At 65.4% G+C, this 16,504-nt stretch carries 15 protein-coding genes; 6 read left to right on the forward strand and 9 right to left on the reverse strand.

Annotation, left to right across the window (positions count from 1 at the left end):
* Positions 1 to 261 precede the first annotated feature (261 nt).
* The 6 genes from trmA to doeA all read right to left on the reverse strand — a co-directional run bounded on the left by trmA (position 262) and on the right by doeA (position 6,676).
* On the reverse strand, positions 262 to 1,392 hold the full coding sequence (gene trmA, locus U0O11_RS14190; RefSeq protein WP_248380820.1) for a tRNA (uridine(54)-C5)-methyltransferase TrmA: 1,131 nt from the start codon (positions 1,390 to 1,392) through the stop codon (positions 262 to 264).
* A 207-nt stretch (positions 1,393 to 1,599) separates the two neighbouring features.
* A complete protein-coding gene (gene murI, locus U0O11_RS14195; protein ID WP_279836787.1) occupies positions 1,600 to 2,553 on the reverse strand; it encodes a glutamate racemase in 954 nt (317 codons plus the stop codon).
* Positions 2,554 to 2,626: 73 nt separating this feature from the next.
* Complete coding sequence (locus tag U0O11_RS14200; RefSeq protein WP_324690525.1) at positions 2,627 to 3,640, reverse strand: LysR family transcriptional regulator; 1,014 nt, start codon at positions 3,638 to 3,640, stop codon at positions 2,627 to 2,629.
* 94 nt (positions 3,641 to 3,734) lie between these two features.
* Entirely contained in the window at positions 3,735 to 4,238 is a 504-nt protein-coding gene (locus U0O11_RS14205) for an Lrp/AsnC family transcriptional regulator (protein WP_192837421.1), read from the reverse strand.
* Positions 4,235 to 5,320: a N(2)-acetyl-L-2,4-diaminobutanoate deacetylase DoeB gene (gene doeB, locus U0O11_RS14210; RefSeq protein WP_279836789.1), complete on the reverse strand. Its 1,086-nt coding sequence runs from the start codon at positions 5,318 to 5,320 to the stop codon at positions 4,235 to 4,237. The genes U0O11_RS14205 and doeB overlap by 4 nt, the downstream gene beginning before the upstream one ends.
* Before the next feature lie 45 nt (positions 5,321 to 5,365).
* A complete protein-coding gene (gene doeA / locus U0O11_RS14215; protein WP_279836790.1) occupies positions 5,366 to 6,676 on the reverse strand; it encodes an ectoine hydrolase DoeA in 1,311 nt (436 codons plus the stop codon).
* A gap of 444 nt (positions 6,677 to 7,120) precedes the next feature.
* On the opposite strand from doeA, the gene U0O11_RS14220 reads away from it, so the two are divergent.
* Positions 7,121 to 8,137, forward strand: coding sequence for a 2-hydroxyacid dehydrogenase (locus U0O11_RS14220; protein ID WP_279836791.1), 1,017 nt, complete (start codon positions 7,121 to 7,123; stop codon positions 8,135 to 8,137).
* A 54-nt stretch (positions 8,138 to 8,191) separates the two neighbouring features.
* Here U0O11_RS14220 and U0O11_RS14225 read toward each other — a convergent pair whose 3' ends face one another.
* Entirely contained in the window at positions 8,192 to 8,647 is a 456-nt protein-coding gene (locus tag U0O11_RS14225) for an Lrp/AsnC family transcriptional regulator (RefSeq protein WP_043334316.1), read from the reverse strand.
* Between the two features lie 234 nt (positions 8,648 to 8,881).
* Here U0O11_RS14225 and U0O11_RS14230 point away from each other — a divergent pair, with 234 nt between their 5' ends.
* A complete protein-coding gene (locus U0O11_RS14230) occupies positions 8,882 to 9,961 on the forward strand; it encodes a PLP-dependent cysteine synthase family protein (protein ID WP_279836792.1) in 1,080 nt (359 codons plus the stop codon).
* A 106-nt stretch (positions 9,962 to 10,067) separates the two neighbouring features.
* On the opposite strand, the gene U0O11_RS14235 is transcribed toward U0O11_RS14230, so the two are convergent.
* The gene (locus U0O11_RS14235) at positions 10,068 to 10,628 is read right to left on the reverse strand and encodes a DJ-1/PfpI family protein (RefSeq protein ID WP_043334317.1); all 561 of its coding nucleotides are present in this window, start codon (positions 10,626 to 10,628) and stop codon (positions 10,068 to 10,070) included.
* 258 nt (positions 10,629 to 10,886) lie between these two features.
* On the opposite strand from U0O11_RS14235, the gene U0O11_RS14240 reads away from it, so the two are divergent.
* The 3 genes from U0O11_RS14240 to U0O11_RS14250 all read left to right on the forward strand — a co-directional run bounded on the left by U0O11_RS14240 (position 10,887) and on the right by U0O11_RS14250 (position 13,986).
* Positions 10,887 to 11,750 (forward strand): hypothetical protein, encoded by an 864-nt coding sequence (locus U0O11_RS14240; RefSeq protein ID WP_279836793.1) that lies wholly within the window; start codon positions 10,887 to 10,889, stop codon positions 11,748 to 11,750.
* 195 nt (positions 11,751 to 11,945) lie between these two features.
* Complete coding sequence (locus tag U0O11_RS14245; protein ID WP_153636470.1) at positions 11,946 to 12,872, forward strand: lysine exporter LysO family protein; 927 nt, start codon at positions 11,946 to 11,948, stop codon at positions 12,870 to 12,872.
* 76 nt (positions 12,873 to 12,948) lie between these two features.
* On the forward strand, positions 12,949 to 13,986 hold the full coding sequence (locus U0O11_RS14250; RefSeq protein ID WP_153636471.1) for a LacI family DNA-binding transcriptional regulator: 1,038 nt from the start codon (positions 12,949 to 12,951) through the stop codon (positions 13,984 to 13,986).
* A 58-nt stretch (positions 13,987 to 14,044) separates the two neighbouring features.
* Here U0O11_RS14250 and U0O11_RS14255 read toward each other — a convergent pair whose 3' ends face one another.
* Positions 14,045 to 14,635, reverse strand: a complete 591-nt coding sequence (locus U0O11_RS14255) for a gluconokinase (RefSeq protein WP_324690533.1) — start codon at positions 14,633 to 14,635, stop codon at positions 14,045 to 14,047.
* A 293-nt stretch (positions 14,636 to 14,928) separates the two neighbouring features.
* On the opposite strand from U0O11_RS14255, the gene U0O11_RS14260 reads away from it, so the two are divergent.
* On the forward strand, positions 14,929 to 16,287 hold the full coding sequence (locus U0O11_RS14260) for a GntT/GntP/DsdX family permease (protein WP_043334321.1): 1,359 nt from the start codon (positions 14,929 to 14,931) through the stop codon (positions 16,285 to 16,287).
* The last annotated feature ends 217 nt before the right edge of the window (positions 16,288 to 16,504 follow it).

The following is a 16,504-nucleotide window of genomic DNA, read 5'->3' on the forward strand; positions in this document are numbered from 1 at the left end:
CATCACAGACTAGCGCAGTCTGCGCCTCTGCCCCATGCCTGTTCCATATTGGTCATGCAGCATTACATCTGTGCATCGGGTATTGACTTGGCGGTCCGCGCGTGAAACGAAAGTCTAATTCGAGTGACTGTCATGTGCGCAAAAAAGCCCCGTCGTCCCCTACCTGACAGGTAGATGACGTCGGGGCTCTGGTTTTTCAAACGATTGCCGCGATACGTCGCTCACGCGGGCGTGACATCGGCTGTCGGTTTGAAGATGCGCTTATCTGCGAACCAGATAGACACCGCATTCGAGGTGGTCGGTATACGGGAACTGATCGAACAGCGCGAAGCGTTCGATACGGTGCGTGCGACACAGTACTTCAAGGTTGTCGATCAGCGTCTGCGGGTTGCAGGAGATATAGACGATGCGCTCGTAGCGCGCGGTCTGCTCGCAGCTGTCGGCATCGAGGCCGGCACGCGGCGGATCGACCAGCACGGTGCGGAAGTCGTGGTTGTCGAGGTCCATCTCCGCGACGCGACGGCCCGCCTTCTCGCCCGCCAGCGCCAGCGAGAAGTCCTCGGCCGACATGCGCGCCACCTGGGCATTGTCGATGCTATTGGCCGCCAGGTTGACCTGCGCCGAGGCCACGGAAGTGCGTGAGATCTCGGTGGCCAGCACGCGGCGGAAATTCTCGGCCAGCGCGATGGTGAAGTTGCCGTTGCCGCAGTAGAGCTCGACCAGATCGCCCTGCTCACGGCCTTCCGCCTGCGCCTTGTCAGGATGAGTCACGTCTCGTGCCCAGCTGAGCATCGAGCGGCAGATCTCGGCATTGGGCTGGGTGAAGCTGTTCTCGACCTGCTGATAGACGTACTCGCGGCCATCGACCTCGAGACGCTCGAAGACGTGATCGCGCGTCAGCACGATATGCTGCTTGCGCGAACGCCCGATGATCATGATATCGAGCTCTTCTTCCAGCGCACGCGCCTCGGCTTCCCAGTCTTCGCCGAGCTTGCGATGGTAGATCAGCGTGACCAGCGCCTCGCCGCTCAGGGTGGTGAGGAACTCGCACTGGAACAGACGCTCACGCAGCACCGGGCTTGCCTTGAGTCGCTCACGCAGCAGCGGCATCAATTCATTGATGCGCTGGCTGGCGACCGGGAAGTCGTCCATGCGCACGACCGTCTTCTTCTTGTTGCCCTCGTCGTCGAACTCGACCTCGAACATCGCGTAATAGAGGTCATCATCCTCGTGCCAGATACGGAACTCGCAACGCATGCGGTAATGGCTGGGCGGCGAGGGAAATACCTCCAGTTCCGGCGCATCGAAGGCAGCGAAACGTGCGCGGGTCTGCTCGGCCTTCTCGGCGAGCTGCTGTTCATACTGACTGGGATCGACGACGGCGATGGCCACACTGACTCCTGCCTGCGGGCATACCGCAGCACTGAAACGATGAGCAAAGGGACGCGGGGACGTCATGGTGAACCATGCCGATCACGTCCATTCAAAGGTTGGGCGCGCTAGCCTACCATCGGCAGCGCGAAGCTCAAGCGCCAAATGGCGAGCCAAGGCGGGAGCAGGCAGGTGCAAGAGGGCCGCGAGAGTCAACGCCCCTGCTCCTCAGTCGTCGAACGCCAGCGCCTGCGGCGCGGCGAAACCCTGACTGGCCAGCGCCGTGGCCAGCCCCGGCTGCCGGGCATCCGTCGCCAGCGCCATGTGCTCATGCGGTGCTGGTTGAACCGCTTGAGCGACTTGCTGTTCAGCCTCTTGGGCGACTTGCTGAGCAGCCTGAGCGAATTGCTGATCAGCCGCTTGCGCCGCAGCACCAAGCGCCAGCACCTCCGCCACGCGGCGGGCGATTGCCGCGCCGGAATCCACCAGCGCCACCCGAGACTCGCCCAGCACCTGCGAGATGTCGGCGCCGAGCAGCGGGAAATGCGTGCAGCCGAGAATCACCACTTCCAGCGCCTCGACCGCCGCCAGATCAGCCAGACTGGCCGCCACCACCTCGGGGCGCGCCGGCTCACCGCGCAGACGCCGCTCGGCCTCCGCGACCAGAGGATCGGCGGCGACGCGAATCACGCGACAGTCGGCGGCGAAGTCACGAATCAGCTGCTCGGTGTAGGCGCGACGCACCGTGGCGGATGTCGCCAGCAACGCGAAGACCGGCGGCTCGCACTTCTCACGACGTGCTGCACTCTGACGCGCACGTGCCAACGTCGCCGCCGGCTTGATGGCGGGCACGGTGCCGATCACCGGAATCGACAGCGCTGCGCGTAGCGCCGTCAGCGCCAGGGTGCTGGCGGTATTGCAGGCGACCACCAACGCCCGTGCCCCGCTTGCCTCGACGGCCGCCACGCACACCTGAACGATGCGCGGTATCAACCAGTCATCCGGCTTGGTGCCATAGGGCAACGCGGCGTTGTCACAGACATAGGCCAGCGACAGCTGCGGCCACTGGCGGCGGATCTCGGCGGCGACGGACAGCCCGCCGACGCCGGAATCGAAGACCAGCACCGGGGCAGAAGAACGGGAAGCAGAGGCAGGCGTGTCGCCTGGGCGGGCAGGACTCATCGGCAGATACCGCTGGCGACAATCATCATGGAGACGGGCGACTCGAACAGACGGGACAAGGGCGCGGAGTCTATCACGGCCGCAGACCCGGCTTCACAGCCTCGAGCGGTGACAGATCGTTCTGCCCGGCATCATTCACGGCCGTGGTGTCGCGGACGGCTGTCGATGACGTGGCGAGCACGTCGGGCATCATCGTGTGGCCAATCCGCGCGAAGTGCTCACACAGCACCTCTATCAATGCCCGCAGGCGTGCCGGCTGCATGTCGCGCTCGGCATAGACCAGATGGATATCCACCGCCGCGCACCAGTAGTCGACAAGCAGCGGCACCAGGCGGCCATTGGCGACGTCATTGGCCACCAGGAAATCCGGTTTGCAGGTAATGCCGATGCCCTGGGCGGCGGCCTCGACCAGCCCGCGCCCGCTGTCGCAGCTGAAGGTCGGCGACAGGCGGATCTTGCGTGGCCGCCCGTCAACCATGAAGCTCCACACCGGCCCTTCGCGCTGCTGGGTGTAATTCAGGCAGCGGTGATGGGCAAGGTCTTCCGGCACCTCGGGCGTGCCATTCTCGGCCAGGTAACCCGGGCTGGCATAGACTCCGACCTGGGTGCCCGCCAACCGGCGCGCGATCAGGCTGGAATCAGACAGCGCACCGGCGCGAATCACCAGATCATAATCCTCGGCCATGAGATCGACATGGCGATCCTCCAGGCGCAGGTCGAGCTCGACATAGGGGTAGGTCTGGCGGAAATGCGCCAGGGCCGGCATCAGACACTGGATGCTGAAATCCATCGGTGCCGACATCTTCAAGCGCCCCCGAACCTCGCCCTGGCGCTCGCCAAGACTGTCTTCCAGCGCCTGAAGGTCATTGAGCACACGACAGGCACCCGCCAGGTAATGCTCGCCCTCGGCGGTCAGCTGCAGACTGCGCGTGGTGCGCATCAGCAGGCGAACGCCCAGCTCGACTTCCAGGCGCGAGATCTGCTTGCTGACCATGCCGTTGGATAGTCCCAGCTGACGAGCACCGCCCGCGAAACTGCCCTCCTCTACCACGGCGCGAAACACCTGCATGGCAGTGAGTCTATCCATCGTGCGATCCCCTTTGCGATCAAGGAAAATGAGCCAGGAAAGTGAGCCTGAAAAGCGGGACGGCAAGATGACGACAAGTCCGCGCCCGGCGCGCCTATTTTACCTGCTTGGTGACGATGTAAGTGAAATAGCGATCGATGCCCAGCTCTGACACCAGCCAGTGATCGACCAGACGCTGATAGGCATCGATGCTGGCGGTCTCCAGCCGCAGCAGGTAGTCCACCCCGCCGCCGACGGCGACGCATTCGATCACCTCATCCGCCTCTCGCATGGCACGCTCGAAGCGTTGGAAGCTGCCGGCATCATGATGCTTGAGGTGGATCTCGACCCACACCGGCGTGCGCGGGGCAGCCCCCGAAGCAGCGCCACCCTGCTGATCACTCAGGCGCTGCTGATTGATGATGGCGGCATAACCCTCGATGATGCCCGCCTGCTCGAGGCGCTTGACGCGCTCCCAGCACGGGCTGACCGACAGGTTGATCTCCTCGGCCAGCCGCGACTTGGTGATACGGCCATCGCGCTCGAGTATCGCCAGAATCTTGAGATCGAAGGCATCCAGCTTCGGCGCTGGCTGCGAGCGGGAGGGACTCGCGCTCATGAGGCCTCTCGCGCCAGGTCGTCCACGACTTCCGCGATCACCGCCAGGGTGTCGCCCAGACTCACCTGGGCCGGGAAGCGCCGCGCCACCAGCACGCCATCACGGGCCGCGCGATATTCCACCGCCGCCTGACCGGCGCGCCCCAGCGGATAGACCCGCGCCACGCATTGCCCCGCCGTGACCTGCTCGCCGAGTGCCACGCACAGCTCCAGCAGCCCTTCATGCTCACTCTGCACGTAACAGCTGGCATCCGGCATGTCGATCAACAGCGGCGCGTTCGCCTGGTTGGCACGCTGGCGCTCGATGTCCTGCTCTAGATCCGCGCGACTGCGCTCGCGCAGCACACCACTGAAGGCGAGGAAGTTGTCGACGCCACGGTCGGCGATCGCCTGACGCTCCGGCGTGGTGGAACCGCCGCCGCCCAGCTCCGTGGTGACGAAGACCTTGCCCTGGCGCTCCACCGCGGTGTCGTAGAGTGCCTCGGCGTCCAGCTCGAACATCATCATCGCCGAGGGCGCCCCGAAGGCCAGCGCCCCGGCCAGGCTCTCGGCTTCCTGCAGACGACACTGCTCGACGCCCAGCGACTCCTCGAGATAGTCGAGACGGTGCGCGGCCGCGAACGGCAGGATATCCAGGGTGCGGCCGCCGGAATGCAGGTCCAGCGCATAGTCGCACTGCGGCACCAGCACTCGGGTGAAGTAGTCGGCGATCTGCTCGGTCGGGCCGCCGGTGGGGCTGCCGGGGAAGCTGCGATTGAGGTTGCCGCCATCGAGAGGCGAACAGCGCCGCCCGGCCTTGGCCGCCAGCGCATTCATGGTCGGCACGATGATGACGCGGCCCTGCACGTCCTCGGCAGTCAGACGCGCCGCCAGCTTGTAGAGCGCGGTGATGCCTTCGTACTCGTCGCCATGATTGCCGCCGGTCAGCAATACCGTCGGCCCCTCACCATTGGCGATCACGCTGATCGGGGTCATCACCGCGCCCCACGCCGACTCGTCAGTCGAGATCGGCAGCTTGAAGAAACCGTGCTGAACGCCATCGGCGAACAGATCGATGGTCAGACTGACGGGGGACTCTCGCATGACACCACTCCTTGTTATGGCGGGCTGCTGACACTTGTCGGCAGGCTATTTGACGAACAGCTGGCGCGGCACATCACACAGCGGCTCGGCACCGTTTTCCGTGATCAGGATCGACTCGGTGATCTCGAGCCCCCAGTCGTCCATCCACATGCCGGGCATGAAGTGGAAGGTCATGCCCGGTTCCAGCACGGTCTCGTCACTGGGGCGCAGACTCATGGTGCGCTCGCCCCAGTCCGGCGGATAGCTGATGCCGATGGGATAGCCGCAGCGTGCGCCGCCACGGTCGAAGCCGTACTTGTCCATCGCCGCGCCCAGCGCCAGCGCGATGTCACAGCAGCGATTGCCGGGCTTGGCGATGGCCAGACCACTCTCGATGCCTTCCAGCAAGGCGGACTCACCACGCACGAAATCGCGCGGCGGACGGCCGAGAAACACGGTACGCGACAGCGGTGCGTGATAGCGCTTGTAGCAGCCGGCCAGCTCGAAAAAGGTGCCCTCGCCCTGACGAAATGGCGTGTCATCCCAGGTCAGGTGCGGCGCGGCGGCATCACTGCCAGTGGGCAGCAGCGGCACGATGGCCGGATAGTCGCCACCGAGAATCTCGCCCTCGGGCCCGATCACGCCCTCGACGCCGACCCGGTAGATCTCCGCGACCAGCGCACTCTTGGGCAGGCCCGGCTCGATCATCTCTAGGATGCGTGAATGCATGCGCTCGACGATGCGCCCGGCCACGCGCATATAGGCGATTTCCTGCTCGGACTTGATCGCCCGACACCAGTTGACCAGCGAGTTGGCATCCACCAGCCGCGCGTGGGGCAACTCCTTGACCAGCGACAGGTGCGCCCGCGCCGAATAGTAATAGTTGTCGAGCTCGACCCCGACGACCCCATCGTGCCAGCCACGCTGCGGCAGGATGGACTGGGCGAGAAACTCCATCGGATGCATGTCCGGATTCTGCACGTAGTAATCCGGATACCACAGGATGTTGTCCTCACCCATCCAGCAGGTACGCAGCGCGCCGTTGCCGTCCTGACGGCGCCCGTACCAGACCGGCTCGCCGGAAAGCCCCAGCAGCACGCACTGGTGCACATAGAAGGACCAGCCGTCGTAGCCGGTAAGCCACGCCATGTTGGAGGGGTCGGAAATCACCATCACATCGATGCCAGCGCGCGCCATGGCCTCACGCACCCGATGGATGCGCGCGCGATACTCGCCGATGGTGAAGGCCTGACGGCCAGCGGACAGCGCGCGTGGCGTCCAGTCACTCTCGGTGGCCGGTGCCTCGCTGCTGGGCAAGGTGGCCAGGCCAGCGAAGGCTGGCTGGGGCGCACCAGTATGGGGCGGGAATTGACTCATGCAGCGCTCCTTTTCGATCAGGCCTTGAGGCAAGCAGCACGTTGGGGCGGAGCCAGTGGCCATACGCAGGGCCAGGCGGCGGGTGACCGACCTGTCAGCCGCTCCGGGCTGACAATGCCTGCATGCGCCGCGAGCGAACGATGCGCCCTGCGGGTCGGCAGGGTCGGCGTACATGCGTACATCCGAATTCCCCTCTGGATTCGAGTCTGTCACTCTGCCAACAACGGGTCAAAGGACGACTCTGGCACTGTCGCCCTTCGCTTGAGCCCTTGCAAGGCCTGCGCCATTGCCGCCCGCGAGCCGGCCATGCCCGCAAGGCAATGGCGCATGGTGAGGCGACAACTCCAGCCCCTTTGCACAGAGCCACGAACAGAGCCTGCGAACAGGCCGGGAGAGTGCAGCAATCCCGACCCGCCACCCAGCGTCCCTGAAGAGGAGAACAGCATGCGAATACTGGTACATCATGAACGCGCCGAACGTTGGTGCGATGCTCTGCGTCAGCGCTTGTGCGATACCGCCAGCACCAAGGGGTCGCGGCAAGGCGAGTCGTCGGAACAGCCGTCGGAACCGTCATCAAAACAAGCGCCGCTGGAAATCGTTGCCGATGACGGCGAGATGCTGGGCGATGTGCTGGTGGTGTGGGCGCCGCCTGCGGCGCTGTTCGAGCGCCACCGTGATCACGACGTCAAGGCGATCCTCAATCTGGGCGCGGGCGTCGACAGCCTGCTCGACAACCCGGCACTGCCTGACGATGTGCCGGTGCTCAAGCTGAGCGATGCCGGCATGGCCAGCCACATGCTGGATTACGTGCGCTACGGCCTGCTGCACTTTCGGCGTGACTTCGACCGCTACGCCAGACAGCAGGCGGACACCCAGTGGGCCCCACACCGCGTGGTGCGCGCCCACCAGTACCCGGTGGCGGTACTCGGGCTCGGCGCCATCGGCAGCCAGATCGCCGAGTCGCTGGCGGCAGACGGCTATCCGGTACATGGCTTCAGCCGCAGCGCCCACACGTTGCAGGGCGTGACCTGCCACCATGAGACCGGCGAAGGCGGCCGCTCGCTCAAGCAAGTGCTGGGCGACGAGTCGCTCGGCCTCAAGGCGGTGATCAACCTGTTGCCCAATACCCCGGCCACGAGAGACGTGCTGAACGCCGAGGTCTTCCAGGCTCTGCCCGACGACGCCGTGCTGATCAATCCGGGGCGCGGCAGCAGCGTGGTCGAGGAGGATCTGGTCGCGGCGCTCGAGGAAGGCAAGCTCAGGGGCGCCCTGCTCGATGTCTTCCAGCACGAGCCACTGGCCGAGGACAGTCCGCTGTGGCACCAGCCGCGCGTGATCATCACGCCGCATGCCGCCGCGCCGACCCCGGTGGCCGAGGCCGCCGACCAGCTGGCCGACAACATTCGTCGCATTCAGCGGGGTGAGGTGCTGACCGGCATCAGCCGCGAGCACGGTTATTGAGCGCGCTGGCGCGCGGTGCTCAACCGGCGATCAGACGTCACTGCCTGACAGCCATCACAGCGGCAGCGCGGTGGTCGTCTTGATGCGCTCCATCGCGAAGCGGGCCGACACGTCGCTCAGCTCGTCGATGGTGTTGACCAGCCGCTTGTAGACGCGGTCGTAGGCGTTCATGTCCTCGACCTGCACCTTGAGGAGATAGTCGTAGTCACCGGCCATGCGATAGAACTCGGTGACTTCCTCGATCTCCTCGACGATGGCCACGAAACGCTCGAACCAGGCCCGCGAGTGATCGCGGGTCTTGAGCTGCACGAAGGCCGTCAGCCCCATGCCGATCAGCTCGGCATTCAGCAACGCCACCCGTGCGGTGATCACGCCACACTCTTCCAGGCGCTTGAGGCGCTTCCAGCAGGGAGACGTGGTCAGATGCACGGCTTCCGCCAGCGCCGCCAACGACAGGCTGGCATCGCGCTGCAGCAGCCGCAGCAGGGCGCGGTCCGTAGCATCGAGCACTATTTTCTCCATTACCCTCACCTCGCAATGAATTCTTGCCATGAAACATGGCTCACGCCATGACAACTGGCAAGTTTTGCTTGGCGGCTGGTCGTACCATGAAAGCTCCTTCCTGCGACCGGAAATGCCGCCATGCCGACCACTGCCTCGCCCTCGACTGCGCCTTTCAGCACGCCCGCAGCACAGCACGCCCCGCACGCGAGTCAGCGCGAGTCATGGCGCCAACGCAGCCTCATGAAGCTTGCGACCTTGAAGGCCGCCACCCCGGCAACCCCGCTGCTGGAACTCAGCCTGCGCGGGCTGGGCGAGGCGCGCATCCTGATCAAGGACGAGCGGGCGCATGCCAGCGGCTCGCTCAAGCATCGCTTGGCGATGTCGCTGTTCGAGCAGGCCCTGCAAAAGGATTGGCTGACGCCCGGCGGCCCGGTGATCGAAGCCTCCTCGGGCTCCACCGCGGTCTCTGAAGCGTGGCTGGCACGCCGGCTGGGGCTGGAATTCATTGCCGTGGTGCCCAGGGGCACCGCCTTTTACAAGCAGCAAGCGATTCGTGGCGAGGGCGGGCGCGTGGTGGAAATCGAGGACTCCGCTCGGCTCTGTCAGCATGCGCAGGCACTTGCCGACGACAGCGGCGGCCACTTCATCAACCAATTCCGCCATGCCGCTACTGCCGGTGACTGGGCAAGCGACACCAGCCTGCCCGGGGAGTGCCTGGCACAGATCGCCGCGCGTGACCTGCCCGAGCTGCAGGCGGTATTTCTTGGCGCCGGTACCGGCGGCAGCGCCGCCAGCTTCGCGCGTCATCTGCGCCACAAGCGCCATCTGCATCAGGGGAGCCATCTGCATCACGGGAGCCATCGCGCCCGCGTGATCGGCGTGGACCCCGAGCACTCCGTCTATCACGCCTGCTGGCAGCACCATCGTGCCCACGGCACCCGTACGACCCGCCTGCCCGCCCCGCAGGCGTCCAATCCCATCGAAGGCATCGGGCGCCCCTGCGTACTGGAGGCATTCGACCCCGCCCATTTCGATGATTACCGACGCATTGCGGATGCGCGCAGTCAGGCGGCCGCGCTGTGGCTGGCCGAGCATGCCGGGCTTGAGGTCGGCCCCTCCACCGGCACCGCCTTCGCGGGGCTGCTCGAGAGTCTGGCGCTCAGGCGCGCACGCGGTGAGTCGCTGGCCGGCAGCTGGTTGCTGCTGGCCTGTGATCACGCCGAGCGTTATGCCACCACGCTGGGCGACCCCGCATGGCGAGCTGCACAGCAATCGCGACTCGCCCCACAGCGGGCCTGGATCGAGGCGTTTGGCGACTGAAACGACGACGCCCTTTACGACACCCCGCCTGAAACGACGACACCCCGCCGAGTGGCAGGGTGTCGTAAGGCACATCCGATGCGATGGCGTGGCTAGCGGGGGTGAATCACACCAGCAGCGCCTGGAACTGACGCAGCCATTCCGGATGCGCCGGCCAGGCCGGTGCGGTCACCAGCTTGCCGGAGGTCACGGCGTCGGTCACTTCCAGCGACACGAACTCACCGCCCGCCAGCTTCACCTCCGGCGCACACGCCGGATAGGCGCTGACGCGATGGCCTTCCAGTGACATGGCGGCGGCCAAGAGCTGCGGACCATGACAGACGGCGGCGATGGGCTTGTCGGCCTCGACGAAGTGACGCACCATCGCCAGCACACGCTCATCCAGACGCAGGTACTCGGGGGCGCGGCCACCGGGGATCAGCAGCGCGTCGTAACTCTCGACGGCGATCTCGGCGAAGCTGGCGTTGAGCGCGAAGTTGTGGCCCGGCTTCTCGGTGTAGGTCTGGTCACCCTCGAAGTCATGGATGGCGGTCTTGACGATATCGCCTTCCGTCTTGTCCGGGCAGACGACATCCACGCGATGCCCCATCGCCTGCAGCGCCTGAAACGGCACCATCAGCTCATAATCTTCTACAAAATCCCCGGCAATGATGACAATGCTGGCCATGATGATCTCCTGATTGGACCCAACGTCTAGGTACGCGCCGCGCGCGGCGGGAAGGACAAGGCAGTTACAGAGTACCTATCCATTGCACATGAGCAAGCGCTGAAATATCGTCGTGGCCGCCTGACGGGCGTTGGCTTGATTGTGGATCACCTCAACATCATTACATCATCACGTATAGTCGCCCTGCCCCGTCGCTGCCTGACCGCTCGACACCCCCATTCACAGGCCACGGCTCCAGTGCCGGTCTCGGGAGTCACCATGACCCTGCCATCTTCCGCCTTGTCTCACTTCTCTGAATCTGCCGCGCGGCGCGGCGCTTGTACCGCCACACGCGCCGATCGGCCCTCGGCATGGCAGCGCCTGTGTCGCGCAGGCCTGGGGGCGCTCCTGCTGCTGGCGGGCAATGCCCAGGCGGCCAGCGATGAGGCCGCTGTCAGCCCTGACGCGCCCCTGGCGCCTGTCGCCAGCATCGCGCCGGTGCCCTTCACCGCCCACTACACCCTGGTGCTGGATGGCTGGCCGGACGTGCCCATCACCCAGCGCGTCAGCCAGAGCGGCGAGCTGTACATCGCCAGCATGGAGGCCTCCATCAAGGTCGCCAGTGGCTATGAGCAGGGCCGCTTCACGCTCGCGGAGGGTCGCCTGCTGCCCGAGGGCTATCGCTCCGGCTATCGGCTGGCCGGCATCGGCAAGGACTACAACCGGGAAGCGCCGGTGGCAGGCGACACCCGCCTGCCTGACCGTCAGAGCCTGCTGGTGTTGCTGAGCCAGCAGGTCGACAGCCAATGGAGCGAGCAGGCCTGTCTGGCCGCGACGCCCTGCTCACTGGATTATCTCGACCACAAGGGCCGCCAGCGCACCTTGATGTACGAGATCCAGGGCCAGGAAACGCGCCAGGCGGCACAGCGTACCTTCCGCACCCTGCGTATCGAGGCGTGGCGCAAGCATCGCGAGCACAAGCACTACCGTATCTGGCTGGCGCCGCGCTGGCCGGGCCTGATGGTCGGCCTCGATTACCTCGACTACGAAGACGTCATGGACAAGGACGGCAACCGCAACGGCGAGGTGCCGCCGCGCTCGGCCCATCTGACCCTGAACCAGCTGAGCAGCGCCCGCCAGTGAGGAAAGCTCCCGCCTCTAGCGCGGCTGATCATAAGCCCCGCTGATACGCCATGAGCAAGTCTCTCGCGCAATGGTGATGGCGGGGTTATCCAGACTCCACGCCAACCGATATAGTAAGGCCCTTCGGCGGTATTCACCGCCAATCAATCACTTGCGCCGCCCCTGCTGTCCGGGTGGCAACGCCAAGGAAGGGTCATGCTGTCGGGTCTCATCTTCATTCTGCTGCCGCTGATACTCGGCTATCTGGTACGCCTCACCGATCCTGGCCGCCTGGCGGTGGTCAATCGGCTGGTCAATGCCTCCATCTATCTCATCCTGTTCCTGATGGGCATGGGACTGGCGGCGCTGGAGCAGTTGAGTGTCGGCATGGCCGCCATGAGCGGTCAGGCGCTGACGCTGTTCGCCATCATCACACCGCTGAATCTGCTGGCGCTGTGGTGGCTGTCGCGCCGCAGCCCGCTGCGCGCCAATCCCGCCCAGGCGGTGGATGGCGCGCCGATGACCCGCTGGCAGGCGCTGTCCGGCTCGCTGACCCTTGCCGCCGTGGTCGCGCTTGGCGTCGGCGCCGGCGTGCTGCTCAAGACCTTCGGCACCCAGCTTGATACCGACACCCTCGCCGAATGGGCGCTCTATGTGCTGCTGGCGCTGATCGGCTGCCAGCTCAGAAGCTCCGGCATGAGCCTGCGCCAGATCCTGCTCAATCGGCATGGCCTGATCATCGCGCTGACGGTGATGGCCAGTTCGCTGCTCGGTGGCCTGCTGGCGGCCCCCTTGCTGGCGCTGGAGTGGAATCAGGGCATGGCGATCTCGGCCGGCTTCGGCTGGTACTCCCTGTCGGGGATCCTGATCGGTGATCAGCTCGGGCCGATTCTCGGCGGCGCCGCCTTCTTCAATGATCTGGCGCGCGAGCTGCTGGCCTTCGTGCTGATCCCCCTGACCATCCAGCGCTACACGCCGCTAGCCATCGGCATCGGCGGGGCCACCTCGATGGACTTCACGCTACCGGTGATCCAGCAGACCGGCGGCGTAGCCTGCGTCCCGGTCGCCGTGGTCTCGGGCTTCCTGCTGTCGCTGGCGGCACCGCCGATGATCCTGTTCCTGCTCTCGCTGAGTCACGTCTGATCCGCCGGGCAAGGCTTGCTCCCGGGCTGCCTTAACAGGGACACTCTTGTCCTCCTTCGCAGCCGCTTGAATGTCCATGCCCTCTCAGCCACACAAAGCTTCCCGCCTCAAGCGCGTCACCCTGGCCGATATCGCCGCCCGACTGGGCGTCACCAAGGTCACGGTGTCGCGCGCGCTCAATCAGCCCGAGAAGGTGTCCGCCGCGATGCGCGAGCGGGTAACCGAATGCGCCCGCGAGCTGGGTTACATGCCCAATCGTCAGGCCGGCAGCCTCGCCAGCGGTCACTCGCGACTGATCGCGCTGCTGATTCCGTCGCTCTCCAACGCCGTGTTCTCGGAGCTGCATCGCGGCCTGGAAGCCCCGCTGGCCGCCGCGGGCTATCAGCTGCTGATCGGCCATACCGGCTATTCGATGCAGGAAGAGGAGCGCCTGATCGAGACCTGGCTCTCCTTCGGCATCGACGGGCTGGTGCTGTGCGGCAGTCGCCATAGCCCTCGTACCCGCGAGATGATCGCGCGCTCGGGCTGTGCGGTGGTGGAGTGCATGGAGAAACGCGAGACGCCGCTCGACATGGCGGTGGGACTGGACCAGCACGCCGCTGGCCGCGCGATGACCGAGGCCATGATCGCCCTGGGCCATCGCCATATCGGTTTTCTCGGTGCGCGCATGGACCGCCGCGTCGAACAGCGCCTGGGCGGCTGGCGTGCGGCGATGGAGGCCGCCGGCCTGTCGCAGCAGGCGCTGTTGACCACCGATGCCCCCTCCAGCGTGCGCATGGGCGGCAAGCTGCTCGACGAGATGCTGACCCGCTGGCCCGAGACCCAGGCCGTGTTCTGCTGCAATGACGACCTGGCGGCCGGCGGGCTGTTCGAGTGTCAGCGCCGCGGCCTGTCGGTGCCCGACCAGCTGGCGCTGGCCGGCTTCAACGGCCTGGAGATGACCCGCGGCACCTGGCCGCCGCTGGCCAGCGTGGTCACGCCACGCCGCGAGATCGGCGAGCGCGCCGCCACCCTGCTGCTGGCGCGCTTGAACGGTGATCTCGACGCCACGCCCCACGGCCTGTGGGAAGACCTGGGCTTCAGTCTGCAGACAGGCGGCAGTCTGGCACCGTGATACTTTGTCCACGTAATACGTGGCGGCAGCCTAGCGCCGTGAGACGTCTGGCGAGCGACTAGCGCTCTGGCGCGTCGACGATCTGCTGACAGACACTCTCGACCAGCGCCTGCGGTGTGGCGCTGATGTCGAGGGTGTGGATGCGCCCTTCATCGTCGCCGGGCACCTCGAGCGTCGCCAGCTGGTTGTCGAGCATGTCAGCGCCCTTGAAGAAATGATCGGTCCGCGCCTCGAGGCGTTCCAGCAGCAGCTCGCGCGTGCCTTCGAGGAAGACGAAACCCAGCGCGGGGTCCCCGCCACGCAGTTGATCCCGATAACGGCGCTTCAAGGACGAGCAGGCCAGTACCAGACTGCGCCCGTCGCGACGCGCCTCCTCGATCAGCTCGGCCAGACGGGCCAACCAGCCGTGGCGATCGTCGTCATCCAGCGGGATGCCGCGCGCCATCTTGGCCACGTTGGCCTCACCGTGATAATCGTCGCCATCGATGAACTGCGCGCCTAGGCACGCCGCCAGCTGCTGCCCGACATGCGACTTGCCACAGCCCGACACCCCCATGACCACCAGACGCACGCCACCCTGAGCGGCCAGAGCCTCTGACCTGGTCGGTATCGACGCGACCGCTGATGCTCCTTCTGCCTGCTGCTGCATGAAAACCCTCTCCCCCTGAATGAAAACAATGGCCCACCAGCGTACCCGATGTTGCCGATCAATCCCTTGTCCGGCGCCTCGGGGCGGCTGTCGCGCACTGAGCGACTGCCAATTGACGGACAGTCAGCTGCCAGACGCGACAGACTTTTGTCCCTCATGCACCTTTCGGATCATTGCGTAAGCGTTAATGTTACCGGTAACTTTCATCCTGCACGACCCACGACGCCTCACACAATACGCCTTTGGGCAATGGCCGATGATCACGCCGTTGCCAGCCGCAAGAGTTCGCCATCATGTCCCCAGATAGCACCCTCGTCCTTGCCGCCCTCGGCGGCATTCTGCTGCTGCTTTACCTCGTCATGCGCCTGCGCCTGCATGCCTTCGTTGCCCTGCTGGTGGTGAGCCTGGGGGTCGGACTGGCCACCGGCATGCAGCCCGACGCCATCATCGACTCCGTCACCAACGGCATGGGCAACACCCTGGGCTTCGTTGCCACCGTGGTCGGTCTCGGCGCGATGTTCGGCAAGATGCTGGAAGTGTCCGGCGGTGTCGATCGCATGGCCAACACCCTGCTGGGGCGCTTTGGCACCTCGCGCTCGCAATGGGCGCTGGCGCTGACCGGCTTTCTGGTCGCGATTCCGGTGTTCCTGGATGTCGCCTTCATCATCCTGGTGCCGCTGGTCTATGCGCTGGCACGCCGCAGCGGCCGCTCGCTGCTCTATTACGGCATCCCGCTGCTCGCCGGCCTTGCCGTGACCCACTCCTTCATTCCACCGACGCCGGGGCCGATCGCGGTCGCCAAGCTGATCGGTGCCGATCTCGGCTACGTCATCCTGTTCGGCGCGCTGTGCGGCCTGCCAGCGATGATCGTCGCGGGGCCGATCTTCGGTCGCTTCATCGCGGCGCGCATCGACGCCAGGATTCCGGATTACATGGAAAATACCGGCAGCGTGATGAGCGATGAAGAGGTCAATCAGCGCGCCCCGGGCTTCGGTCTGATCCTGTCCATCGTGCTGCTGCCGCTGGCGCTGATCGTGCTCAATACCGTCTCGGGCTTCCTGTTCGGTGACGACAGCCCGCTGGTCGGCTGGCTGGGCTTCCTCGGCCACCCGTTCGTGGCACTGAGTCTGGCCACCCTGATGGCCTTCACCCTGCTGGGCACACGCCGTGGCATGACGCGCGAACAGGTGATGGAAGTCGCCACCAAGGCACTCGAACCTGCCGGCATCATCATCCTGGTCACCGGCGCGGGCGGCGTCTTCAAGCAGATGCTGATCGATTCCGGGGTCGGTGACGTGCTCGGCAACCTGATGGCCGACAGCAATCTGCCGCCGATCCTGCTCGCCTTCCTGATCGCCACCGCCGTGCGAGTCATCCAGGGCTCGGCCACCGTGGCGATGATCACCGCCGCCGGCCTGATGGCCCCGGTGATCGATACGCTGGCGCTGTCCGGCCCGGTGCTGGGGCTGGTGGTGATCGCCATCGCCAGTGGCGCCACCGTCCTCAGTCACGTCAATGACTCCGGCTTCTGGCTGGTCAGCCGCTACTTCGGCCTCACCGAGAAGGAAACACTCAAGAGCTGGACGGTGATGGAGACCCTGATCGGCGTGATCGGCGTCTGCATGGCGCTGCTGATCGGCCTGTTCATCTAGTTTATCCCGTTCATCCAGCTCAACTATTTCAACTATTTCAACTACTGAAATCTGGCCTGCCCGCGCGGTTCAGCTCGGCTGATAGAGCGATTCATCCGTCAGCAGGCGCCGCCCGCCAGGCGCACTCGTGAAAAGCTGCCACTTCGTGTGGCAGCTTTTTTCGTGGGGTGCCAATCACGCAATGGCAGATTGCGTCTGTTGCACGCTATTTCCCATT

Source organism: Cobetia sp. D5 (assembly GCF_035666195.1).
GTDB lineage: Bacteria > Pseudomonadota > Gammaproteobacteria > Pseudomonadales > Halomonadaceae > Cobetia > Cobetia amphilecti.

Excerpts from the sequence above, each read along its gene's own strand:
- murI (WP_279836787.1), bottom strand. The coding sequence starts at position 2,553 with ATGAGTCCTGCCCGCCCAGGCGACACGCCTGCCTCTGCTTCCCGTTCT.
- U0O11_RS14200 (WP_324690525.1), bottom strand. The coding sequence starts at position 3,640 with ATGGATAGACTCACTGCCATGCAGGTGTTTCGCGCCGTGGTAGAGGAG.
- U0O11_RS14205 (WP_192837421.1), bottom strand. The coding sequence starts at position 4,238 with ATGAGCGCGAGTCCCTCCCGCTCGCAGCCAGCGCCGAAGCTGGATGCC.
- doeB (WP_279836789.1), bottom strand. The coding sequence starts at position 5,320 with ATGCGAGAGTCCCCCGTCAGTCTGACCATCGATCTGTTCGCCGATGGC.
- doeA (WP_279836790.1), bottom strand. The coding sequence starts at position 6,676 with ATGAGTCAATTCCCGCCCCATACTGGTGCGCCCCAGCCAGCCTTCGCT.
- U0O11_RS14220 (WP_279836791.1), top strand. The coding sequence starts at position 7,121 with ATGCGAATACTGGTACATCATGAACGCGCCGAACGTTGGTGCGATGCT.
- U0O11_RS14230 (WP_279836792.1), top strand. The coding sequence starts at position 8,882 with ATGAAGCTTGCGACCTTGAAGGCCGCCACCCCGGCAACCCCGCTGCTG.
- U0O11_RS14235 (WP_043334317.1), bottom strand. The coding sequence starts at position 10,628 with ATGGCCAGCATTGTCATCATTGCCGGGGATTTTGTAGAAGATTATGAG.
- U0O11_RS14240 (WP_279836793.1), top strand. The coding sequence starts at position 10,887 with ATGACCCTGCCATCTTCCGCCTTGTCTCACTTCTCTGAATCTGCCGCG.
- U0O11_RS14245 (WP_153636470.1), top strand. The coding sequence starts at position 11,946 with ATGCTGTCGGGTCTCATCTTCATTCTGCTGCCGCTGATACTCGGCTAT.
- U0O11_RS14250 (WP_153636471.1), top strand. The coding sequence starts at position 12,949 with ATGCCCTCTCAGCCACACAAAGCTTCCCGCCTCAAGCGCGTCACCCTG.
- U0O11_RS14255 (WP_324690533.1), bottom strand. The coding sequence starts at position 14,635 with ATGCAGCAGCAGGCAGAAGGAGCATCAGCGGTCGCGTCGATACCGACC.
- U0O11_RS14260 (WP_043334321.1), top strand. The coding sequence starts at position 14,929 with ATGTCCCCAGATAGCACCCTCGTCCTTGCCGCCCTCGGCGGCATTCTG.